General features: G+C 43.5%; 23 protein-coding genes. 10 read left to right on the top strand and 13 right to left on the bottom strand.

The window, feature by feature from the left end; all coding sequences use genetic code 11:
• Positions 1–19 precede the first annotated feature (19 nt).
• Positions 20–1408 carry a peptide MFS transporter gene (locus QWZ04_RS17675; RefSeq protein ID WP_290329581.1) on the top strand — a complete coding sequence of 463 codons (1389 nt, stop codon included), beginning with the start codon at positions 20–22 and terminating at the stop codon, positions 1406–1408.
• Between the two features lie 102 nt (positions 1409–1510).
• Here QWZ04_RS17675 and hemH read toward each other — a convergent pair whose 3' ends face one another.
• The 3 genes from hemH to htpG form a co-directional block, all read right to left on the bottom strand.
• A complete protein-coding gene (gene hemH / locus QWZ04_RS17670; protein WP_290329580.1) occupies positions 1511–2479 on the bottom strand; it encodes a ferrochelatase in 969 nt (322 codons plus the stop codon).
• A gap of 97 nt (positions 2480–2576) precedes the next feature.
• Entirely contained in the window at positions 2577–3221 is a 645-nt protein-coding gene (gene adk / locus QWZ04_RS17665) for an adenylate kinase (protein WP_290329579.1), read from the bottom strand.
• Between the two features lie 217 nt (positions 3222–3438).
• Positions 3439–5343: a molecular chaperone HtpG gene (gene htpG / locus QWZ04_RS17660; RefSeq protein ID WP_290329578.1), complete on the bottom strand. Its 1905-nt coding sequence runs from the start codon at positions 5341–5343 to the stop codon at positions 3439–3441.
• Positions 5344–5622: 279 nt separating this feature from the next.
• Here htpG and QWZ04_RS17655 point away from each other — a divergent pair, with 279 nt between their 5' ends.
• Genes QWZ04_RS17655 through QWZ04_RS17640 form a run of 4 tightly spaced genes read left to right on the top strand, consistent with a single transcriptional unit; the run spans position 5623 to position 8132 of the window.
• Positions 5623–6498 carry a transcriptional regulator gene (locus QWZ04_RS17655; protein ID WP_290329577.1) on the top strand — a complete coding sequence of 292 codons (876 nt, stop codon included), beginning with the start codon at positions 5623–5625 and terminating at the stop codon, positions 6496–6498.
• Positions 6499–6509: 11 nt separating this feature from the next.
• A complete protein-coding gene (locus QWZ04_RS17650; RefSeq protein WP_290329576.1) occupies positions 6510–7055 on the top strand; it encodes a regulatory protein ToxS in 546 nt (181 codons plus the stop codon).
• Between the two features lie 36 nt (positions 7056–7091).
• Positions 7092–7856: a sulfite exporter TauE/SafE family protein gene (locus QWZ04_RS17645; RefSeq protein ID WP_290329575.1), complete on the top strand. Its 765-nt coding sequence runs from the start codon at positions 7092–7094 to the stop codon at positions 7854–7856.
• Entirely contained in the window at positions 7857–8132 is a 276-nt protein-coding gene (locus tag QWZ04_RS17640; RefSeq protein WP_290329574.1) for an Rdx family protein, read from the top strand.
• 39 nt (positions 8133–8171) lie between these two features.
• Here the strand turns inward: QWZ04_RS17640 and yfcE are convergent, their stop codons facing one another.
• From yfcE to QWZ04_RS17615, 5 genes are all read right to left on the bottom strand, one after another.
• Positions 8172–8720: a phosphodiesterase gene (gene yfcE / locus QWZ04_RS17635; protein ID WP_290329573.1), complete on the bottom strand. Its 549-nt coding sequence runs from the start codon at positions 8718–8720 to the stop codon at positions 8172–8174.
• A gap of 83 nt (positions 8721–8803) precedes the next feature.
• Positions 8804–9208 (bottom strand): CBS domain-containing protein, encoded by a 405-nt coding sequence (locus tag QWZ04_RS17630; protein ID WP_290329572.1) that lies wholly within the window; start codon positions 9206–9208, stop codon positions 8804–8806.
• On the bottom strand, positions 9205–9558 hold the full coding sequence (locus tag QWZ04_RS17625; protein ID WP_290329571.1) for a P-II family nitrogen regulator: 354 nt from the start codon (positions 9556–9558) through the stop codon (positions 9205–9207). Before QWZ04_RS17625 ends, QWZ04_RS17630 begins: the two co-directional genes overlap by 4 nt.
• Entirely contained in the window at positions 9548–10342 is a 795-nt protein-coding gene (locus QWZ04_RS17620) for a DUF1538 domain-containing protein (protein ID WP_290329570.1), read from the bottom strand. Before QWZ04_RS17620 ends, QWZ04_RS17625 begins: the two co-directional genes overlap by 11 nt.
• Complete coding sequence (locus QWZ04_RS17615) at positions 10339–11073, bottom strand: DUF1538 domain-containing protein (protein ID WP_290329569.1); 735 nt, start codon at positions 11071–11073, stop codon at positions 10339–10341. The genes QWZ04_RS17620 and QWZ04_RS17615 overlap by 4 nt, the downstream gene beginning before the upstream one ends.
• A gap of 174 nt (positions 11074–11247) precedes the next feature.
• Here QWZ04_RS17615 and QWZ04_RS17610 point away from each other — a divergent pair, with 174 nt between their 5' ends.
• From QWZ04_RS17610 to QWZ04_RS17590, 5 genes are all read left to right on the top strand, one after another.
• A complete protein-coding gene (locus tag QWZ04_RS17610) occupies positions 11248–12159 on the top strand; it encodes a TIGR01777 family oxidoreductase (RefSeq protein WP_290329568.1) in 912 nt (303 codons plus the stop codon).
• Between the two features lie 51 nt (positions 12160–12210).
• Positions 12211–13038 carry an SDR family oxidoreductase gene (locus tag QWZ04_RS17605; RefSeq protein WP_290329567.1) on the top strand — a complete coding sequence of 276 codons (828 nt, stop codon included), beginning with the start codon at positions 12211–12213 and terminating at the stop codon, positions 13036–13038.
• 313 nt (positions 13039–13351) lie between these two features.
• A complete protein-coding gene (locus QWZ04_RS17600; protein WP_290329566.1) occupies positions 13352–14206 on the top strand; it encodes a thioredoxin family protein in 855 nt (284 codons plus the stop codon).
• Positions 14207–14407: 201 nt separating this feature from the next.
• Positions 14408–15325, top strand: coding sequence for an SPFH domain-containing protein (locus tag QWZ04_RS17595; protein ID WP_290329565.1), 918 nt, complete (start codon positions 14408–14410; stop codon positions 15323–15325).
• 2 nt (positions 15326–15327) lie between these two features.
• Positions 15328–15780 (top strand): NfeD family protein, encoded by a 453-nt coding sequence (locus tag QWZ04_RS17590; RefSeq protein WP_290329564.1) that lies wholly within the window; start codon positions 15328–15330, stop codon positions 15778–15780.
• Positions 15781–15888: 108 nt separating this feature from the next.
• Here QWZ04_RS17590 and cueR read toward each other — a convergent pair whose 3' ends face one another.
• The 5 genes from cueR to zipA form a co-directional block, all read right to left on the bottom strand.
• Positions 15889–16284, bottom strand: coding sequence for a Cu(I)-responsive transcriptional regulator (cueR, locus tag QWZ04_RS17585; protein ID WP_290329563.1), 396 nt, complete (start codon positions 16282–16284; stop codon positions 15889–15891).
• Between the two features lie 59 nt (positions 16285–16343).
• Complete coding sequence (locus tag QWZ04_RS17580; protein WP_290329562.1) at positions 16344–17087, bottom strand: YccT family protein; 744 nt, start codon at positions 17085–17087, stop codon at positions 16344–16346.
• An 83-nt stretch (positions 17088–17170) separates the two neighbouring features.
• Entirely contained in the window at positions 17171–18259 is a 1089-nt protein-coding gene (locus QWZ04_RS17575; RefSeq protein WP_290329561.1) for a porin, read from the bottom strand.
• 782 nt (positions 18260–19041) lie between these two features.
• Positions 19042–21054: an NAD-dependent DNA ligase LigA gene (ligA, locus tag QWZ04_RS17570; protein WP_290329820.1), complete on the bottom strand. Its 2013-nt coding sequence runs from the start codon at positions 21052–21054 to the stop codon at positions 19042–19044.
• Between the two features lie 72 nt (positions 21055–21126).
• The gene (gene zipA / locus QWZ04_RS17565; RefSeq protein ID WP_290329560.1) at positions 21127–22071 is read right to left on the bottom strand and encodes a cell division protein ZipA; all 945 of its coding nucleotides are present in this window, start codon (positions 22069–22071) and stop codon (positions 21127–21129) included.
• Between the last annotated feature and the right edge of the window lie 35 nt (positions 22072–22106).

Genomic DNA, 22106 nt, shown 5'->3' with positions numbered 1-22106 from the left:
ACAATAAAAATTATCTAATATGACAAACCAACAATCTGATTTTCTGGGGCATCCGAAAGGACTGTTCCTGTTGTTTAGTACCGAATTATGGGAACGCTTTTCCTATTACGCCATGCGCGCTATTTTGGTGCTATTTTTAACCGATACAACGCTGAACGGTGGTCTTGGTTGGACTACTCAGCAAGCACTGCAGCTTTATGGTATTTATACTGGCCTTGTTTACATCACCCCTCTTATTGGTGGCTGGATTGCCGACAATTATTTGGGCCAACGTCGCTCCCTGCTTATTGGCGGCGCCTTGATGGCCATTGGTCAGTTTATACTGGCAATGCCTGACAGTGCGATGCCACTAAGTAATGTGGGGACTTTATATTTAGGTCTAGCGTTCATTATTGCTGGTAACGGCATGTTTAAACCAAATATTTCAACGATGGTGGGTGATCTATATCCAGCTGGCGATAATCGTCGCGATGGTGCATTTACGATTTTCTACATGGGTATTAACTTAGGCGCTTTGCTGTCAGGCATTGTTTCTGGTTCTGTTACCGTGGGCTACGGTTGGAAAGCAGGCTTCCTCGTTGCTGGTATTGGTATGGTGATCAGCTTGATCATGCAAATGACCATGGCGAACAAGCTGCTTGGTAACATCGGCATTGAACCATCAGCAGTAAGAGCGCAGAAAGGAAAAACCGAGAAAACCCCGCTAACCTCACAAGAAAAAGACCGACTTAAAGTTATTTTGGTGATGGGCTTATTCGTTGTTGTGTTCTGGGCTGGCTTTGAACAAGCCGGTGGTCTTATGAACATCTACTCCCAACAATACACCGACCGAATGCTAGGTAATTTTGAGGTGCCTGCAGCATGGTTCCAATCGCTGAATCCATTTTTTATTATTACCATGGCGCCTATTTTAGCTGCGGTGTGGATCAAGCTTGGTAAGCGCGAACCTAACTCACCCGTTAAATTTGCCATGGCGCTGTTCTTTCTAGCCATTGGTTTTTTATGCATGGTTGGCGCAGTGTTGGAACAAGGTGGAGACACAACCGTCAAGACGTCTATGTTCTGGCTGGTTGGCGCATACTTCTTCCATACCTTAGGTGAACTTTGCCTTTCACCTATTGGCTTATCTATGATCACGAAACTCGCACCACTTCGTTTAGCATCATTGATGATGGGCGCTTGGTTTGGTTTCAATGCCATTGCGAACTACGTCGCTGGTTACATCGGCTCTCACGTGGGTGATTTTGGCGCCATGGCCATCTTCGGTGGCATTGCCATTACTGCCACCATCTCCGGAGTGTTGTTGCTATTGTGCTCTAACAAGCTAATTGATTGGATGCACGGTGCAGAAGATAAAGCCGACATAGAAGAGAATGACGACTCTAAACTTGAACTGCAAAACGCCTAGTAAGCGACTCAAATAGCTAAAGACACTCAAACAAAAAGGGCCGCCCTGTAAATACAGTGGCGGCCCTTTTATATCGAAGTCCTTTTTAATCAAGTAAGTGGACTAGCCGTTACTATGCTGTTTGACTAGCTCAACCATCATTTGGATGTGCTCATCGTCGTCATTAAGGCAAGGGATATAACGATATTGCTCACCACCAGCGTCAATAAACACTTCTTTGTTTTGCTCAGCCATTTCTTCCAATGTTTCTAGACAATCAACAGAGAAAGCGGGGGCCATGACATCAATATTTTTTAAGCCCTTAGCTGGCATCTGCTCCAAGGTTTTATCTGTATATGGTTTTAGCCACTCTTCCCTACCAAAACGTGATTGGTATGCCATACCGATATCCGCTTCTGTTAACCCGAGTTCATTGGCTAGTAATTCGGTGGTGATGTCGCAATGGTTAGGGTACACATCGCCATTATCGGCGAAACGTTGTGGAATGCCATGATAAGAACATAACAGATAGTCGCTTTTGCCGTGTTCTTGCCAATGACGTCGAACGCTGCTAGCAAGAGCTTTTATATAAGTTGGGTGATTGTGGTAATCACGGATAAATGTATGACTTGGTACAACAGGGAGGGAAGCAAACACTTTTGCTAAGCCATCCATTGCTGCCGCACTTGTGGTGGCAGAATACTGAGGGTACAACGGCAAAATAATAATGTGTTCACAACCTTGCTCGAGAAGTCGCTGAACTCCATTATCTAAGCTCGGCGATCCATACGTCATCGCTAACTCAACCGGTATATCTAACTGCCCTGCTAACTTCTGAGCCTGACGCTGAGAGTGCACCATTAAGGGTGAGCCCTGCTCCATCCAAACACTTTGATATAACTTAGCTACCTTAGGTGAGCGAATAGGTAAGATCACACCATGTAAAATTGGGCACCAAAGCCAGCGCGTTGTATCGACCACTCGTTTGTCATGAAGAAACTGACTCAAGAATTTTTTAACAGCCGGCGCTGTAGCGGCATCAGGAGTGCCCAAGTTAATCAATAACACGCCCTGTTTTTTGTTGGTTTCCATACTCAGCGAACTCACCTTTCAAAATTAATATTCAGACGAAAAAAAACGACCCAAAGGCCGTTTAATATAACAAACAAACTGTTTGAATGTCAGCGAATTAAGACAGAGCTTTCTCAATATCTGCGCTAACTTCAGCAACTTGCTTAGTACCGTCAAATTTAAGGTACTGAGTGTTGCCTGCTTGTGCTTCTTTACCGTAAAACTGGATAAGAGGTGCAGTTTGATCGTGGTAAACACCAAGACGAGCTAAAACAGTTTCTGCTTTATCGTCTTCACGAATCACTAGTGCTTCACCCGTTTCGTCATCTTTGCCTTCTTCTTTCGGCGGGTTGTATACCATGTGGTAAGTACGACCAGAAGGAAGGTGAGCACGGCGGCCAGCCATACGCTCAACGATAACGCTGTCTGCTACGTCAAATTCAATAACGTAATCAACAGCAACGTCCATAGCTTTCAAGCCTTCAGCTTGAGGAATAGTGCGTGGGAAGCCATCCAGAAGGAAACCTTTTTCACAGTCGTCTTGAGCAATGCGCTCTTTGATCAGACCAAGGATAATATCGTCAGAAACTAATTGACCGGCATCGATTACTGCTTTCGCTTGTTTACCAAGCTCTGTACCTGCTTTAATTGCAGCACGTAGCATGTCACCAGTAGAAATTTGTGGAATACCGTATTTTTCCATGATGAATTGAGCTTGTGTGCCTTTACCAGCACCAGGAGCACCTAGAAGTATGATGCGCATATTGGATCCTCTTAAAGATTTTTGATTTATACCGAAGCTCACTGTGAGAACGGAAAGTTTCGGTATAAAGGTTTAAGTTAGGGGCGGAGAATATACCACAATCCGCATGAAATTAACGGTCTTTGCCATTAAATTGCCCGTTAGAACAATTTATAAGCAATAAAGCCAGCCCACTATGGGACTGGCTTAATATGTCACTAATGAAAACTGAACACTATTAGGCTTTAGTCAAAAGCTGATTAATTGCGCCTAGGAATTGAGTAGGATCTTCCATAGCACCACGCTCCGCTAGCATAGCCTGACCAAGGAGCAACTCGACCCAACGACCGAACTCTTCTTCATCGGCCTCATCAGCCATGCGTGTTACCAGTGCATGTTCAGGGTTGATTTCAAAAATGTACTTCACTTCAGGCACAGCCTGACCAGCCGCCTCCAGAAGTTTTGCCATTTGTGTACCCATTTCAAAGTCATCCGTAACCACAACAGCTGGTGTCGTCGCCAGTTTAAACGTAGTACGAACTTCTTTTACGCGATCACCTAGGTAGGTCTTGGTGCGCTCTACTACGGACTTAAACTCTTCTTCCGTTTCCTTGTGTTTTTCCTTCTCACCTTCATCTTCGAAGTTGCTAAGATCCAGACCCGCTTTAGTGATAGACTGGAATTGCTTGCCATCGAACTCTGTTAGGTAGTTCATCAACCACTCATCAATGCGATCGTACATCAGAATCACTTCGATGCCTTTCGCTTTGAATTGCTCTAAGTGTGGGCTGTTTTTAGCCGCTGCATAGCTGTCTGCCGTCAAGTAGAAGATCTTATCTTGACCGTCTTTCATTCTTTCTGCGTATGCTGCAAGGGAGACCGTTTGCTCTGCGTTGTCTACTTCTGAAGAAGCAAAACGCATTAAGCCTGCAATTTTCTCTTTGTTAGAAAAATCTTCAGCCGGTCCTTCTTTAAGTACCATGCCAAACTCTTTCCAGAAAGACAGGTATTGCTCGTCATCTTTCTTAGCGATTTTCTCTAACATGCCTAAGACACGCTTAGTACATGCGCTGCGAAGCGTTTGAGTCACTTTATTATCTTGCAAGATTTCACGAGATACGTTCAATGGCAGATCGTTTGAGTCAATCAAACCGCGAACAAAACGCAGATAGCTCGGCATAAACTGTTCAGCGTCATCCATGATAAAGACACGTTGAACATATAATTTCAAACCGCTTTTATGATCGCGATTCATCATATCCCAAGGGGCTTTAGCCGGAATATATAGTAAGCTTGTGTAGTCGTTTTTACCTTCAACGCGGTTATGACTCCACGTCATCGGATCAGCAAAATCATGGGACACGTGCTTATAGAACTCTTGGTATTCTTCTTTGGTAACATCCGATTTATTACGAGTCCACAATGCTTGAGCTTTATTGATTTGCTCCCAAGTTTTCTCTTCGGTGTCTTTACCTTCTTCGTCCTTAACAGGAGTCAAAATTGACACTGGGATACCAATATGATCAGAATACTTACCGATCACTTCGCGTAAGCGATGCTCAGATAAGAACTCTTTACCTTCATCACGCATATGTAGAACAATGTCAGTACCGCGACTTTCTTTACTGATGTTTTCGATGGTGTAATCACCCTCGCCAGCAGAATGCCATTGAACGGCTTCATCCACTGCCACACCAGCTGCACGAGTTCGTACCGTTACCGCATCTGCAACAATAAATGCCGAGTAAAAACCAACACCGAACTGACCGATAAGCTGTGAATCTTTGCTTTGGTCGTCGCTCAGTTTCGAGAAAAAGTCCGCGGTGCCTGATTTTGCAATCGTACCAAGGTGCTCGATCACGTTATCACGGCTCATTCCGATGCCATTATCAGAAATCGTCAGTGTGTTTGCTGCAGCGTCGAAAGAAAGCTTCACGCCGAGATCTGCATCACCTTGGTACAAATCACCATCAGACAGAGCTTGAAAGCGCAGTTTATCTGCCGCATCAGAAGCATTTGAGATCAACTCACGTAAAAAGATTTCTTTGTTGGAATACAAAGAGTGGATCATTAGATGTAGAAGTTGTTTAACTTCAGACTGAAACCCTCTTGTTTCTTTATTGTTTACTGCTGCTTCGCTCATATTTACTCCAAGGAACTATCATATAGATACACATCAAACGTTATGTCTTTTGAAAAAACTCTTTGCACGTTTGTTTGGTATGATTATCAACTTAAGTAATGAAATGAGGCTGCCAATTGTAAATTCAAGGTCAAAAATGATAAAAATCCTGATTTTTTAGTAATTTTTGATTATGCTATGTGCTTCAAAAATATCAAAGAAGCTAAAGTGAACTCGCATTCTGCTTTTCTTAGCTTACATTTGGCTCTTCCATCCTCAACATTACGTAGCGTCTCAATAATGAGTAATATTGGTACAAAATTCATTCTCGCTCAAAGGTTTACCTTTGATCCGAATAATAATTCTCTGTTAGATCAGCAGAATGATAATGAAGTGATTCGTCTAGGAAGTAATGAAAGCCGCATTTTGCTTTTGCTCGCTGAGCACCACAACGAAGTGGTGACAAGGCAGCAATTGCATGAGTTTGTGTGGCGCGACCAAGGATTTCAGGTCGATGATTCAAGTCTAACTCAAGCTATCTCTACACTGAGAAAGCTTTTGAAAGACTCTACAAAGTCACCTCAGTTTGTCAAAACCGTGCCTAAGCGCGGCTATCAGCTAATTTCAAGTGTAGAACGCTCTGTGCCCTCCATTGCAAGCGATGAAACACCTGAGATCACAGAGCCTAATTTAGCGACAGAGTCTACTATTGCAGACCCTGCGCCATTATCGATTTCTCAACCGGCAGAAAACACGAGTAGTGCCGAAAAAATTTCAGCGAAAGAAGAGCATGCTAAGGCACCAGCTCTAAGAACTTCTTATAAAGGGCTAATGGTTGCGCTATTAATTGCAGCGGCTCTGCCTGTCATGACATTTTTCACGACATCACCGTCTCCATCAACATTTACGACGGTGGCAACATTTTCAAACATACCAGTTAAAACACCAGAAAATCATCCAGATATTTCACAATGGATCCCGAGTATTACGCAATGTGTCGAAGTCTATATTGCACGACATCCAAATGACCTTGCTCCAGTGGAAGTCATTGCAACCGGTGGCCAAAATGGCCAAATAGCATTGAATTATATTCATTCGCCAGAGCACTCTAGCGAAAACGTAACTCTCAAGCTATTAGCGGTTCAGCCAGACTACAATCAGGTATGCACTCAATGAACGAACATTCAATGAACAATCACGTTAATTCTAAATTGCCTGTTTTCATCGTTATTCTTTCGATTATTTTCAGTGCTTGGTTGTATTGGGGAAGTGATGCACAAGTAGAACGTGTACTGACTTCTCGTGAATGGCAAACTCGCATGGTTATGCGAATTTACGCTGACACAAGTGCTGATGTACTTGAACACGATGGTGAAATCGGCCCTTTAAGAAAAGCCACCATTGAATCAAATGTGAAGTATCTGCCAAATGGTACCTACTTACGCGTATCACGAATCAATCTGTTTTCTGAAAGTGTTGAAGCTTCTTCAATCATTAATGTCTCAGAAAATGGTAGTTGGGAGATGAGCGATAATTATGTACTGATTGAGCCAATAGAATTTAAAGAAATTTCTTCAAATCAACGCCAAGACTTCACTGAAAAACAACTTGGTGTAATTACGCAAATTTTCAAAATGGATTCTCAACAAAGCCGCCGTGTCGAAATTATCAATAACAAAGCGCTATTGATGACCAGTTTGGACCACGGTTCCGCTGTGTTCTACTCACATTAATCAAATGACGGGAGCCAACTAGGCTCCCTTTTTTCTATGGATTGGATAAACACCTCACTGCTTTTCTTTGGGTCATTAACCGCGAGTACACTCTCTTCTATTGCAGGAGGAGGTGCCGGATTGCTCCAATTTCCTCTACTTATATTTCTTGGGTTACCCTTTTCTGTCGCGCTCGCCACTCATAAAATTGCCACCGTCGCGATGGGGCTCGGCGCTGCCGGGTCGCACCTTAAATCAAAAACTCTCGACGTTCCCTTGATGAGCTATTTAATTACTGTTGGTTCGTTGGGTGTTGTGATCGGCGCCAATCTCGTCGTTAACCTCAACGGCGAACTTGGTGAACGGTTACTCGGTGCGTTAATTCTTTGCCTCGGGATTTACTCCCGAATCAAGCCGGCTCTGGGCCATCAAGAAACACCAACTCACCGAGATCTAAAAGGCTGGGTAATCGGTGGTCTTGTGCTCATCTTACTTGGTATTTTTAATGGTTCATTAACGGCAGGTTCCGGGCTCGTCGTCACGCTTTTTCTTGTCCGCTGGTTTGGCTTTAGCTATAAACAATCTGTTGCGCTGACTTTAATATGCGTGGGTCTATTTTGGAACGGTATCGGCGCAATGGCCATCATCCATGCAGGTATTAACCCCCACTGGCCTTGGATACCCATTTTACTGGTCGCTTCTTTTTTCGGTGGCTGGCTTGGGGCTTATCTTACGACTAAACTGTCCAATCACATCATTAAAAAGGCGTTTGAACTCCTCACTTTCGCTGTTGGTATTAAACTCATTCTTGGAGCAATTTAAATGATAAAAGGCGTTATCGAAATTCACTACTGCCGTCAATGTAATTGGATGCTGCGTTCTACATGGTTAACTCAAGAGCTACTGCATACATTTAGTGAAGAGATCGAAAGTGTTTCTTTACACCCTGATACGGGTGGTCGGTTTGAGATCTTTTGTAATGGTGTCAGCATTTGGGAACGTAAAAAAGATGAAGGGTTCCCGGAGGCGAAGATCTTAAAACAACGGGTTCGTGACTTGATTTTCCCAGAACGAGATTTAGGCCATATAGACCGATAAGCTCTTATTATCGGCCATTTTCCAGTACACCAAAGTACGTTAATCTAGCGTGTGTTCCACGATGATAGCATTCGAAAAATCGACCACCGACAGTTTGCCATTGTCATACAAGCCATAGCTTGGCTCAAAACCATTCCTAGGAAAGGTCACGGAGCCTGGATTAAACACGACTTGCTCACCGCTACATTGTGCAACAGGTATGTGGGTGTGACCGTGCGCGATAACATCGCCCTTTTTCAAGCTTGGTCTTTTTTCGGCATTATAAAGATGGCCATGAGTCAAAAACAGGCGCTGACCTCGGTCTAACAACACCCATGCATAATCCATCATCATAGGGAAATCGAGCAGCATCTGATCAACTTCACTATCGCAGTTACCTCTAACTGCGATGATCTCATCTGCGTATTGATTCAAGGTATCAGCAACCGCTGGAGGGTTATACCCATCAGGTACCGGATTTCGAGGGCCATGGTTTAATACGTCACCAAGCAGCACAAGATAGTCAGCATTAGACGCTTTATAGGCTTCTACAACGTTCTTTGTTGCTGGTAAACAGCCATGTAAATCGGATGCAAAAAATAGTTTCACGCGAACCTCTAAGTAATAATGAATCTCGCGAGATTTTACGCGCTCTGGCCTAGATTACTACCCTACCTTGTTTAATCGAGTCACTAATACTGCTTCGCCATACCATTAATCACTATATTGTTGTAGCTCACCATTCCAATCACCTTACCTTCTTCGACAACAGGTGCTCGGCTGATACCAAACCGCTCAAATAAACGCGCACAGTACTTCACATTCATATTTGGCTTAACTGATAACGCTGGCTTGGTCATTATTTCATAGATGTTAGTGCGCTCAGCGGAGCGATTTTGTGCTAATACACGTTTGGCGATGTCGTTCATTAATACTATGCCATATTCATCGTCGTCATAACGTTTATCGACTAATAGGGCTTTTACTTGGTGCTCTTTCGCAAGATGAATGGCTTCTTGAACCGTGATCAAGCCATCAACAATTACGTAGGTATTAGCCATGACATCTTTCACTTGAATGATCATCTGCATGCTCATAATAACTCGTCCTCAACTACACTGGTTAGCGTTTCAACTTGGTGAGCCACACCCACCGCATCTTCCACATCAATTTGTACCGCAATGCCTTGCCCCGACGCCTTATCGAATTCCCCTACATCGGCAATCTGTTCTAAAATATGCCGAGCTAGGTGCTCTTCTACTACAAACAACAAGACATCTTTTTGAACCTCAAGTGTCAACCCAAGAAAGGTTCTCTTTTGCCTTAGCCCCTCACCCCGTGCATGGTTAATCACGGTTGCCCCTGTCGCGCCAGCTGAGCGGGCAGCGTCCAGTACCGCTTCTGTTTTGCTGTCTTCAACAAAAGCCAAAATTAGTTTAAACCGCATTTTCATTCTCCTTATTTGCCGCTCGGTGATTCAACCAGTGCGTAATTTGTGCGTACCCCATTACGGAGATTATTGGAAATAAACTGGCGAAAGCAATAAGCCCAAAGCCATCAATAACTGGGTTTCTACCTGGCACCGTTGAAGCAAGCCCTAACCCAAGAGCGGTAACTAACGGAACGGTGACCGTTGATGTCGTCACACCACCAGAATCATAAGCCAAAGGCACAATCATCTTAGGCGCAAAAAAAGTCTGGATAACCACCAAGATATATCCAGCGATGATGTAATACTGAATGGGATCACCAACCACAATTCGGTAACTGCCTAGTGAAATCCCAACAGCGACCCCTAATGCAACGGCAAAACGCAAGCCATTCACTTTAATGGCGCCACCAGACACTTGATTTGCTTTAATCGCGACGGCAATAAGGGATGGCTCTGCCACTGTGGTACTAAAACCAATACAGAAGGCGAACAGATAGACCCAATAGTAATCGAGCCAACTTAGATCCAATTGTGAAGAAAGTTTGAATTCTTGAAGAAACTCAGGTTCGGTAAGCTGCATTGCCATGGTTTCCCCTAATGGGAACAAGGCTAACTCCAGCCCCATAAGAAACAGCGACAAACCAAGGATGACATAAATAAAACCAAGGATAACTTTGCCAATATTGGAGACAGGTTTGCGTAACACCGCAAACTGAAAACCAAATATAATCGTTGCAATAGGCACTACATCAAGGACGGTACCGAATAATGTATCGACAAACATGGTTAGGCTGATCATGACACCACCATCCCGTATACCATAACGAACATCATAGGTAATAAAGACGCAAACGCGATAAGCCCAAAGCCGTCGATCATCGGATTACGTCCCTTAATGGCAGAAGCCAATCCGACCCCTAATGCGGTCACTAAAGGGACAGTAATGGTTGACGTCGTCACCCCTCCTGAATCGTAAGCAATGCCTATGATAGTATCCGGCGCAAAAGCGGTAAGAACAACGATACCAAGATAGCCACCAATGATCATGAAATGAATGGGCCAGCCTTTAAGTATACGGATCACACCAATAACAATGGCAATACCAACAGAAAACGCAACCGTTAACCGCAAACCGTCTGCATAGCTTTCCATGGCTTCTTCATCAGCAGCAATTACGCCACCTTCAGACGCCACCTCCGCGGCTTCTTGCGCCACCGCTGTTAATGCTGGTTCTGCTATGGTGGTTCCAAAACCAAGACAAAAAGCAAAGATAAGTAACCACACAACGCTGCCTTTTCTAGCAAAAGCTTGCGCCATTGATTCCCCTATCGGAAATAAGCCTAGCTCCAAGCCAAAGACAAAAAAGGTCAGACCAACTACAACAAAAACAAGCCCCATAAGTGTCGGAAAAAGGTTGGGTAAGGGCTCTTGCAATACCACCAGCTGAAAAAAGCCAATGACGCAAATAATGGGCAGTAAATCTCGTAAACTAGAGAGCATTGCACGTGACATCGCGAGTATTGTTTGCATTCCACCTCCTTGTGTTAATACAAGCATGGCACACATTTTTGTAATAAAGTGTGACTAAATTAAAGCAATGCAACTCCAAGCAACTCAATTAACTCATATAATGAGTTCCACTGGTGGTTGTACCCAGTTGGTGATATCTGACTATAATGAGAACAACGCACAAGGAGGACACGTATGCACATATTGCTCACTGGCGGCACTGGCTTTGTTGGAGCTGAGCTCATCAAGCACTTGGCAGGACACAACATTACTCTACTCACTAGAAATACGACGTCAGCCAAGAATAGACTTCACCATGCCGATTTTGGCAATATTGTTTACCTTTCGGATCTTAATGAATTAACCGAACTCAACCACATAGACGCCGTGATCAATCTCGCAGGTGAGCCCATTGCTGATAAGCGCTGGAGCCAAGAGCAAAAACACGTTATCTGCCAAAGCCGCTGGGAGATAACCGAAAAAATCGTTTCTTTAATACACGCCAGTACTAACCCGCCCGCTGTATTTATCAGTGGCTCAGCCGTGGGTTACTACGGTGACCAGCAACAACACCCTTTTGACGAATCGCTTCATATCCATCACGACACATTTCCACATCAGGTGTGCGTGAAATGGGAGACCATAGCTAAACGAGCCCAATCCGAACTGACCCGCGTATGCATTTTAAGAACAGGCGTAGTACTCGGCAAAGATGGAGGAGCACTGCAAAAAATGTTACTTCCTTATAAAATGGGCGTTGGCGGGCCTATAGGAAGCGGGAAGCAATACATGCCTTGGATCCACATGCAAGATATGGTGCGAGGGATCACCTACGTACTCAATACCGAACACGCTTTCGGTGATTTTAACTTTTGCGCGCCTCATCCAGTTCAAAACAAAGAGTTTAGTCGAGCACTCGCTCGTACGCTGAAACGCCCTCATTTACTTTTCACGCCTAAATGGGCGCTAACGCTAATCATGGGCGAATCCTCTTGTTTACTGTTTGACAGCATAAGAGCCAAACCAAAGCACTTAACCGAGCTGGGTTTTAAGTTCACATACTCAAGAATCGAACCCGCCCTCAATAACTTGTTACAACACTCATGATGATTTCGTATTAAGATGAATCGCGACTTATTTTAATCAAAGAGATCTTTCATGACGAAATCTATCCTGATCACTGGATGCTCTTCAGGTATCGGTTATGCGTGTGCCCACGCTTTACACGCTAAAGGCTACCAAGTCATTGCTTCATGCCGTAGTCAAACAGACGTAAAAAAATTGCAAGACGAAGGGCTCACTTGCATTCAGCTAGATGTCAACTCCGTCGACAGCATTGAACAAGCGGTGAAGGAAGTACTCACACTCACAGACAGTAAGTTAGATGTGCTGTTCAATAATGCAGCTTATGGGCAAGCTGGTGCGCTAGAAGATTTGCCTACACAAGCCCTAAGAGAACAGTTTGAAACCAATGTTTTTGGCTGGCATCACTTGGTCAACGCGATTTTACCAAGCATGAGGAATAACAATAGTGGGCGAATTATTCAAAACAGCTCTGTGTTAGGTTTTGCTGCAATGCGTTATCGTGGCGCTTACAACGCATCCAAATTTGCATTGGAGGGCTGGACTGACACTCTGCGTTTAGAGTTAATGGACACAAACATCCACCTATCCCTCATTCAACCAGGTCCTATCGAGACGCAATTTAGGAAGAACGCTTTGATGAAATTTCGTCAATGGATCAATATAGAAACCAGCGCTCATCGGCAGCAATACCTACTACAAGTTGAACGATTAAGCAGCAAAAGTTCGGGGAATGATTTTACTCTACCAGCCGATGCCATTGTCGCACCGTTACTGCATGCTATTGAGTCTGACAATCCTAAAGTTCGCTATCCAGTTACGACTCCAACCAAGGTATTTGCCGTCCTCAAACGAATTCTTCCTACCAAGTTATTAGATCATATCCTGCTTAAAGCCGGTTAAAACCCGTTCTATTTATCATTTTGTCATGAAACATTCATAATGCTCAGTTATTCTGGCTTAACTGAAACAAAATAATTTTATTTGCGTTACGTTGAGGACACTATGAGTCTAAACCAGTTAAACTGGCTAAGCGTGGGTGTAGCGCTAACAGTATTACTACTATTTTAAACACCTTTGCTTGCAACAAAAAAGAAACGCCACGTCAATTTGATGTGGCGTTTCTTTTTTATATCCACTTGAAATCTATAGCCACTTGAAAAGCGAGCTTTCAGACACTATTTACTAAGATAGAACTCAATTTAAAGGATCGGTCATGCAATCTGAATTCATTGTCGAGCTAACAGAACAAAACTTTCGTACGGTACTGGAAAGCTCAACACAATCCCCTGTTGTCATTCAATTCTGGGCCCCGATGAGCCCAGAAAGTGCTCAGATCATCCCAGATCTTCAAACATTGGCACAGCAATACCAAGGGGCATTCACTCTTGCATTACTAAATTGTGAAAAGGAACAAGCCATTGCCGCTCAGTTTGGTGTGCAGTCTTTACCCACTATCGCAGTTTTTTCAAATAGTCAGGCTGTTGACGGCCTTGGCGGTCCGCAAACCATTGAATCAGTCAAAGCAATGCTCGCAAAGCATTTGCCTAGCCAAGATGACATGGCACTAAAAAACGCACTTGAACTAATGCAATCTCAGCAGCATGAACAAGCCCTAGCTATCTTATTGGATCTAAGCGATGAGTTAAAAATACGCGGGGACATCAAACTCGCCATCGCGGATTGCTTCTTAGAAACCCGCCAATTCGACTCTGCACAAGCCGTACTCAGTGCTATTCCACTAGAATATCAAGACAACTACTACAAAGGCTTAATCGCTAAGTTAGAGCTTCAACAACAAGCGGCAGAAAGCCCAGAAATTCAAGCTCTGGAAAACAAGCTTGCCACTGACGAAAGCAATTTAAGCATTGCTCACGAACTTGCCATTCAGTACCACCAAGTATCTAAAGATGAAGATGCATTAGAATTAATGTGGCGTTATTTAGTCAGAGATTTAAATGCGCTCGATGGCGATATGAAAAAAACCTTCATGGATATACTTGCGGCTCTAGGACAAGGTAATGCCGTTGCCGGGCAATACCGACGCAAGCTCTACTCCCTATTGTACTGATCACTACTAGTTAGACTCTCAACATGCGATGGAATGAAAGCCATCGCATTTCTTGTACAAAATATAAACTCCGCTTCGATTTCGCTACACATCCAGCCGCATATCCTCTATCCTAATTTTTTATAAATAAAAACAACCGTGCTTCCATATAACTTATTTATCAACATGTTATATGATTAACCACTAAATAAGGAAGGCTAGATGGACATCGATATCCTCATTACCGTAGGTGTGTTTCTTCTCGTAGCGATTATCTTTATATTTGCTGCTGTCAAAATGGTTACCCAAGGTAACAATTGGACCGTGGAACGTTTTGGACGCTACACTAAAACACTAAAGCCCGGCTTAAATCTTATCGTGCCATTTATCGACAGTATTGGTCATAAAGTTAACATGATGGAAAGGGTCATGGATATCCCCGCCCAAGAAGTCATATCAAAAGATAACGCCAACGTGACCATTGATGCGGTCTGTTTCGTTCAAGTGGTTGATGCAGCTAAAGCCGCCTACGAGGTTAACGATCTTGAACACGCGATCCGTAACCTAACACTCACAAACATCCGAACCGTTCTTGGTTCTTTAGAGCTCGACGAAATGTTAAGTCAGCGTGATATGATCAATACTCGCCTTCTCAGCATCGTAGACGAAGCGACTAACCCTTGGGGTGTGAAGGTCACTCGTATTGAAATTAAAGACGTTCAACCGCCAGCAGACCTAACGGCAGCAATGAACGCTCAAATGAAAGCTGAGCGTAATAAGCGCGCTGACGTATTAGAAGCAGAAGGCGTCAGACAGGCCGAAATCCTAAGAGCAGAAGGTCATAAACAAGCTGAAATTTTGAAGGCTGAAGGTGATAAGCAAGCCGCTATTTTGCAAGCAGAAGCTCGTGAGCGTGCGGCTGAAGCTGAAGCTCGAGCGACTGAAATGGTATCCACAGCAATCGCTCAAGGTGACATGCAAGCCGTTAACTACTTTATTGCTCAGGGCTACACTGATGCACTCAAATCAATTGGACAAGCCGAAAACGGTAAGATAATCATGCTACCACTTGAAGCTACTGGCCTGATGGGATCTGTCGCAGGCATCGCTGAAATGTTCAGTCAAGGTAAAGAGAAGTAACCATGATTGAATTACTCGATCAAATGAATCACTGGCACTGGATCGCTTTCGGGCTTGTTTTACTGTGTGGTGAGTTATTAGGGACTGCCGGATACTTATTATGGATCGGTATATCCGCCATAATAGTCGGAGTTTTGAATACAGTATTACCATTAGGTTGGGAAATGCAGTGGATAAGCTTCGCCAGTTTTTCTCTTGTAACGACGTGGCTTTGGTGGCGTTATCAATTTCGCAAAGATACTGAATCGGATAAGCATCGCGATCTTAACCAACGAGATAAACAGCTTATTGGTCAACAGACTCGGCTTGAAGAAGCCATCGTTTCTGGTCGCTGTCGAATAAGATTGGGTGATACAACATGGTCAGCCCAGAGCCATCAAGATCTTAACGCTGGAACATTAGTTCAAGTCACCAAGGTCGATGGTATTATCCTAACTATCGAGCCTGTTGACTAACACGCAATCCAAGATAAGAGCCACTACGCCATTGGCCAAAAAGGCTCTAAAGAATAACTTTAGAGCCTTTATCTGACAATTATCACTTGAATTTGAATCTCACTTCGTTCACTTTTTGTGCCCACATAACTCATCGATAATTGGACACTGGGCTCCGTTATCACCCGGGCAATGTGATATCCACGATTCTAGTTGTTGCTTTATCACATTAAGCTCATCAATTTTCTGCTCAATCACAGCCAGTTTTTCCACCGCTCTAGCTTTCACTTCTGCACTGGTACGCTTTGGATCATTAGCAAGAGATAACAACGATTTACATTCATCCAAATTAAAGCCAGCTCTACGTGCCCTCGCTATCAGCAAAAGCTCTTCGATATGTTGATTAGAATAGACACGGTAGCCATTATCGCTGCGCTGAGCTGGCGTAATCACGCCTTTTTCTTCATAAAATCGGATGGATTTAGTGGTAAGTTGTGTCGCTTTGGCTGCTTGGCTGATGTTCATGCGGTATCCTTTTTCTGAGAATAAAAGTATACCGCGTTTATCATTTTAACAAATAGTGGTTATTCGTTTTCGATAATCCAAGACAAAATAGCGGACTTTTCTTCTTTATTTGCTTCGTCGAACCAGTATTCTAACATCTCTAATGTACGGCTATCCGAATCTAAAGAGGAAACTGAATTTTTTCGGTTTTTCAACGCCCAATCAATAAACTGTTCTTTTTCAGCTGAAGTTGCTTTTGAAAATAACGTTTTACTCTTCGCAATACTTCCATTATCAAGCATTGCTTCTTCTTTTGGTTTGCTTACATTTATTGTGGCTGCTACTGACTCAACGTTGATATTATTTTTTGCATTAAATCTCACTAACTCTTTTTCATAATCACGAGAAATGCCAGCCCCTCGAGGCAAGATACTTTGTTTAATCAACACATTAGGACCTGAACTCTGATCGACGATAATTTTTGGATTAGAGTCAAACGCATCGGCATGCTCACCTCTCATAATCAGACTACCTGGCTTTAAGGTAAATTCCGCATTATCAGCATCAAACATAACGACAATAGGCTCTGAGTTATACTTTTCATATTCTCCCCGTTTTTCAACCAGCTTAGAAACTCTCACAACTAACTGGTTAAAACCATTGTTAAGTACCAGAGGACTTTTAGAACCTATACTAAAACCTACCTCTTCACCATCCAATACGACAGGAGCCAAGTCACGATGTAAGTGCACCGTTACATCAGCAAAAGCTTGAGACGACGCCATTAATACAGTCACAGCTAGAGTTTTATAAAACAACTTCATTATACTTCCTCTATAAAAAAGCGAGTACCCATCATGCAGGCACTCGCTATAACACTCAACTAATTTCACTTAATAGATTGATATTAGAAGTAGTATTCCATCCCTGCTAGGATACGGTGACCCCACTTGCCTTCGTAACTATTGTCTTTATTGTTCAACTTGTAGTTACGAGAATCAATGTACCAGTAAGAGCTTGGTAGTAGGTAACCAAATCGAGCTGTAATAGCTTGGTCGGCACTGTCCTTGATGCCGTCTGCATCATCAGTTGCTGCATAACCTGCTTTTAGAACGTATGTGCTGTCGATAACGTATTGAGCAGTTGCTGAGTAAGCGTTTTGACCAACATCACCCACTTTCATCGCCTTGTAGGCTGCTGTTAATGTTAGGTCACCTAAGAATACCGAACCACCGATGATTGCATAGTTACGGCTATCAACAGTCTCTTTATCATGAGCGCCAGCATTATTCCACTCTGTCCATTTAGGGTTTACTGCTACTTGACCTTGATCATTAATGATATACTTCTCTGGCTCGTCTACACCTTGCTCGTACGAACCTTGGTGGTAGTAACCAGCGTGAACGCTGAACTTATCAGCTGAGAAAGAAGTGCCCACACTTGATACCATTTGATCAGTGTCTTTCGTCATGCCGCTAAGTGTAGCTTGGAAGTTAAAACCACCAAAATTCGCTGAGTCGAAACGTAGAACACTGTCAGCACGGTCTTGGTAACCGCCACCGATATCATTGTTCCAGTCAAATACGTTACCTAGACCTGGGTTTGAGTGTGGCCAGTCGACATAATTGTACGCAGCTACTAGCTGACGACCGTATTTGAATTGACCAACACCGTCAAAATCAAGACCTAAATAAGTATCACGTGCACCTAGGCCACCGGTTTTGTCACCGTTGTTTGCGTTCCCGCCTTCCATCTGCCAGATGAAGTTTGGTGAAATATCATCAAACTCAACCACACCACGGAAACCGATACGAGATTCTATCTCAGCACCAACACTTTGGCTGTCGCCTGAATCGATCATAGTGATGTTACCAGCGGCTTGTCCGTAAAATTGTACAGCTTTACCTGCTAATTCAACTGCTGCGTTTGCTGAACCAGCCATTGCGATAGTTGCTACTGCTGCGCCTAAAAGGGTGCGTTTAAAAATCTTGTCCATGGAAAAACTCCTAAAAATGGATATAGCTGTTTTTTGTTTTACTTACCCCTTAAGTTGGCCGCCGAAGGTGGTAAGTAAATCTCCTAATTCGTTCTTCTAGTTAAAACCTATTAACTAGCAAACGTTCTTCTCTCCGTAATACACAGTGTGCATCCACAACTAAGAGACTAACTTCGCGACGAAAAACATCAATCAGAACTTAATTTCTATATAAAAAAATATGAGCCAGTGCAAAGTTTCATCAAGGTAGTGATTGAGTTCAAAGTTATTTATCAAAAACACAGAGAAAAGCAAAAAATACAAAATAAACAACAAGTTATGATTACTACTTATTTTAAAAACATTGAAGTGTGCCGAAAAGATCAGTATAAAAAAAGACCTAAAACGGAAATTTGGACATTGATCACTGAATTGGACCAGACTTAATTTCAAATGAGAAATTACATAAAACAGAATTGCAGAGAGTCTAGCTGGGGTTACAAATACACGCTAAATCACTCACTAACAAAAGGCAGGTATCAAAGTAAATTAATGAAAAACAAATTAATAAACCATGTGATTACGACATGAAAAAAATAAAAAAGTTTCTATAAAAAGTAAAAAAGGTGGTTTACAGTGGTATTTCAGAAGAAATGTGACTTGAGGCGGAAGGCGGAAGGCGGAAGGCGGAAGGCGGAAGGCGGAAGGCGGAAATTCAAAACGACTTGAAATAGTCTGTCAATTAAAAAAGCCGCTACCAAACTAATTGATAGCGACTTCATGATGAGTAGCGTTAGATAGAGCTAACCGATTAAATCGATTAGTGCTTGCTCGTCTTTAACTTCAACGCCGAGATCCGTTGCTTTTGCTAATTTAGACCCCGCAGCCTCACCTGCAAACAAGATATCCGTCTTTTTAGATACGCTACCTGTAACCTTTGCACCGAGCGCCTGTAGAGCTGCTTTAGCGTCATTTCGATTAACTTGTGAGAAGCTGCCTGTAATCACAACCACTTTACCTTCAAGAGGCTGTGGTAAGTCAGCACTTACCTCTTCAATGTCTGGCCATTCAACGCCAAGCTCACGTAGTTGCCTTACGACTTCAATATTCAAATCTTGTAAGAAAAACTGCAGTAAGTGTTTTGCAACAATCTGCCCCACATCACTCACTTCTAGTAATTGCTCTTCTGAAGCTGATTGAATCGCTTCCCAAGTTTTAAAATGACTCGCCAAATTCGCAGCGGTTGCTTCGCCTACTTCACGAATACCAAGCGCATAGATGAATCGGGCTAAGGTTGTTTGCTTTGATGCATTCAAAGCAGAAACGACATTCTGAGCCGATTTTGGCCCCATACGATCCAGTACGGTAATAACCCCTGCCGACAACTTGAATAGATCGGCTGGTGTTTCCACCATTTCTTTATCTACCAACTGTTCAATGACTTTAACGCCTAAACCATCTACATCAAGGGCTTTACGAGAAACAAAGTGTTTGAGCGCTTCTTTGCGCTGTGCTTGGCATACTAACCCACCACCACAACGCGTTACGGCTTCACCCTCTACTCTTTCTACTGGTGAAGAACACACAGGGCATTGTGTCGGGTAAATAATGCTAACCGCATCTTCTGGTCTTCTCTCAAGTACCACAGCGGTCACTTGTGGGATAACGTCACCTGCCCGGCGAATAATCACGCTATCGCCAATACACACACCCAAACGCTCAATTTCATCGGCATTATGTAGTGTCGCATTACTTACGGTAACACCACCAACAAACACAGGTTCAAGCTTTGCCACTGGAGTAATCGCACCGGTGCGGCCAACTTGAAACTCGACATCATTAAGAACTGTAATTTCTTCTTGCGCAGGAAATTTATACGCGATGGCCCAGCGAGGAGCTCGGGCAACAAAGCCTAAACTTTCTTGAACCTTGATGTCATCTAACTTAATCACAACACCATCAATTTCATAACTAAGTGCTTCACGCCTTTCCATGATGTCTTGGTAATACGCGATAACATTATCTAACCCATCAATTTGCTTCGTCTCTGGGCACATTGGTAGTCCCCAGTTCTTAAGTTCGATAAAACGCTGATAATGACTCAGTGACAATTGCGCCCCTTCTACCACACCGACACTGTATGCATAGAAACTTAATGGCCGCGTGGCGGTTATTTTGGAGTCCAGCTGACGTAAACTACCGGCTGCTGCGTTACGCGGGTTTACGAATGGTTTTAAGCCTTTCTTGAGTGCTTTTTCATTCAAAGCATCAAAGCCCGCTTTTGGCATGAAAACTTCACCCCGTACTTCCAAGCGTGTCGGCCAACCAGTGCCTTGCAGCTTTAGTGGAATGGCCTTAATTGTTCGTACGTTTTCCGTAATGTTCTCGCCGGTCGCACCATCACCACGAGTCGCGGCTTGCACAAGCAAACCGTCGACATAAAGCAAACTGACCGCAAGACCATCGAGTTTTGGTTCACAGCTGAATCGCGCTGACAAAACTTCTGACGATCGATCTTGAGCTCGCTTGTAAAAAGCTTTCAGCTCATCGTCATCAAATGCGTTGTCCAAAGACAGCATGGGGATCTCATGTTTTACCGAGCCAAATCCATCTAATGCTGTACCTCCAACACGCTGACTTGGGGAGTCAACTGAAACCCACTCAGGGTGCTGTTGTTCAGCATCCAGCAATTGCTTCATTAAGCGGTCATACTCGGCGTCTGGAATTTCTGGACTGTCTTCTACGTAGTAGCGAACACCATGATAGTGAAGGCTTTCTTTTAACTCGGCGTATTGTTGCTCGGTCATCATGTTCATCATTCTAAATTCTTGGCTTTAAAAATTAATAAGGGCCCCATTCGGAGCCCTTTAGTATAGTCGTATTCGAAACTATTTCGTGGCAGCTTCTTGTCTTTTTGCAAAATCTCGAACTTGCTTACGGTATGCGTCTATCTTGTTTGGCGTTAGGATCACGCGAGTTTCATCTAACACTTGCGCACCAAGATCATCCGCAATTTGTTGAGCCGTTCTTAGCATAACTTTAAAGTTTTGTTCTGCTTCACCGTAGCATGGCAACGTCATGAAAAAGGAAATGCCTTTCGTAGTGAAAGTCGCTGGGTCGTCATGTGCTAACGTTCCTGGTTGCATCATATTTGCGACGCTAAACAATATTTTACCCGTACCAGACAAATCTGCATGGCGATGAAAGATATCCATTTCACCATATTTCAAGCCGTTTTCTAACATGCTATCAAACAGAGCGGTACCAATAAACGGCTCGTCACCAGTACAATGTACGTTTAGTACGATGACTTCCATCTCAGGCTCTTTCACTTCGTCTTCGGAGGTAGCGAGCTCAGGAGACTCCGTTGAGTCTAATACATCGAGAGTTTCTGAGGCTTCACTGCTACCAGTGTCAGGGCTGGATGCGGGATTTAACGATGGTTCACGACTTATCGGATGCTCAATATCAAGCTCAACGCTATTTTTAGAGCTTGGATTATCTAGTACGTCATCACTGGTTGAAATCGAAGGCATCACATCTTCTAGTGGGTCTTGATTCACTAGCGGATCGAAATCGAGCGGCTCCGAGCCAGCCGGCGCGCCAAATTCCGGCTCTTTGCGCTCTTTCTTTATGATCTCGAAATCATCTTCTGGTGCAAACGCTCGTTGGGCAGAGTAATCCTTGTCATCATCGGTTTCTGTCAACTTTCCAAGAGGTTTACTTCCGAATTTTCCTTTGCCTTCTTTTTTACTGGTCCACAAACCATGAAATAGTAGTGCGCCAATGGCCAATAGCCCGACGATGATGAGTACTAGTCGCAATTCCTGCATTATTCACTCTCAGTGGTGATTAAAGTGGCGGCAAT

It is taken from the genome of Vibrio tapetis subsp. quintayensis (assembly GCF_030409945.1).
Taxonomy (GTDB): domain Bacteria; phylum Pseudomonadota; class Gammaproteobacteria; order Enterobacterales; family Vibrionaceae; genus Vibrio; species Vibrio quintayensis.
Note: the sequence above shows the minus strand (reverse complement) of the source record. Positions and strands in the feature narration are given on the sequence as shown.

Bases quoted from the DNA above. Each gene is read 5' to 3' on its own strand.
- QWZ04_RS17675 (WP_290329581.1), top strand. From the start codon at position 20: ATGACAAACCAACAATCTGATTTTCTGGGGCATCCGAAAGGACTGTTC.
- hemH (WP_290329580.1), bottom strand. From the start codon at position 2,479: ATGGAAACCAACAAAAAACAGGGCGTGTTATTGATTAACTTGGGCACT.
- adk (WP_290329579.1), bottom strand. From the start codon at position 3,221: ATGCGCATCATACTTCTAGGTGCTCCTGGTGCTGGTAAAGGCACACAA.
- htpG (WP_290329578.1), bottom strand. From the start codon at position 5,343: ATGAGCGAAGCAGCAGTAAACAATAAAGAAACAAGAGGGTTTCAGTCT.
- QWZ04_RS17655 (WP_290329577.1), top strand. From the start codon at position 5,623: ATGAGTAATATTGGTACAAAATTCATTCTCGCTCAAAGGTTTACCTTT.
- QWZ04_RS17650 (WP_290329576.1), top strand. From the start codon at position 6,510: ATGAACAATCACGTTAATTCTAAATTGCCTGTTTTCATCGTTATTCTT.
- QWZ04_RS17645 (WP_290329575.1), top strand. From the start codon at position 7,092: ATGGATTGGATAAACACCTCACTGCTTTTCTTTGGGTCATTAACCGCG.
- QWZ04_RS17640 (WP_290329574.1), top strand. From the start codon at position 7,857: ATGATAAAAGGCGTTATCGAAATTCACTACTGCCGTCAATGTAATTGG.
- QWZ04_RS17630 (WP_290329572.1), bottom strand. From the start codon at position 9,208: ATGAGCATGCAGATGATCATTCAAGTGAAAGATGTCATGGCTAATACC.
- QWZ04_RS17625 (WP_290329571.1), bottom strand. From the start codon at position 9,558: ATGCGGTTTAAACTAATTTTGGCTTTTGTTGAAGACAGCAAAACAGAA.
- QWZ04_RS17620 (WP_290329570.1), bottom strand. From the start codon at position 10,342: ATGATCAGCCTAACCATGTTTGTCGATACATTATTCGGTACCGTCCTT.
- QWZ04_RS17615 (WP_290329569.1), bottom strand. From the start codon at position 11,073: ATGCAAACAATACTCGCGATGTCACGTGCAATGCTCTCTAGTTTACGA.
- QWZ04_RS17610 (WP_290329568.1), top strand. From the start codon at position 11,248: ATGCACATATTGCTCACTGGCGGCACTGGCTTTGTTGGAGCTGAGCTC.
- QWZ04_RS17605 (WP_290329567.1), top strand. From the start codon at position 12,211: ATGACGAAATCTATCCTGATCACTGGATGCTCTTCAGGTATCGGTTAT.
- QWZ04_RS17600 (WP_290329566.1), top strand. From the start codon at position 13,352: ATGCAATCTGAATTCATTGTCGAGCTAACAGAACAAAACTTTCGTACG.
- QWZ04_RS17595 (WP_290329565.1), top strand. From the start codon at position 14,408: ATGGACATCGATATCCTCATTACCGTAGGTGTGTTTCTTCTCGTAGCG.
- QWZ04_RS17590 (WP_290329564.1), top strand. From the start codon at position 15,328: ATGATTGAATTACTCGATCAAATGAATCACTGGCACTGGATCGCTTTC.
- cueR (WP_290329563.1), bottom strand. From the start codon at position 16,284: ATGAACATCAGCCAAGCAGCCAAAGCGACACAACTTACCACTAAATCC.
- QWZ04_RS17580 (WP_290329562.1), bottom strand. From the start codon at position 17,087: ATGAAGTTGTTTTATAAAACTCTAGCTGTGACTGTATTAATGGCGTCG.
- QWZ04_RS17575 (WP_290329561.1), bottom strand. From the start codon at position 18,259: ATGGACAAGATTTTTAAACGCACCCTTTTAGGCGCAGCAGTAGCAACT.
- ligA (WP_290329820.1), bottom strand. From the start codon at position 21,054: ATGAACATGATGACCGAGCAACAATACGCCGAGTTAAAAGAAAGCCTT.
- zipA (WP_290329560.1), bottom strand. From the start codon at position 22,071: ATGCAGGAATTGCGACTAGTACTCATCATCGTCGGGCTATTGGCCATT.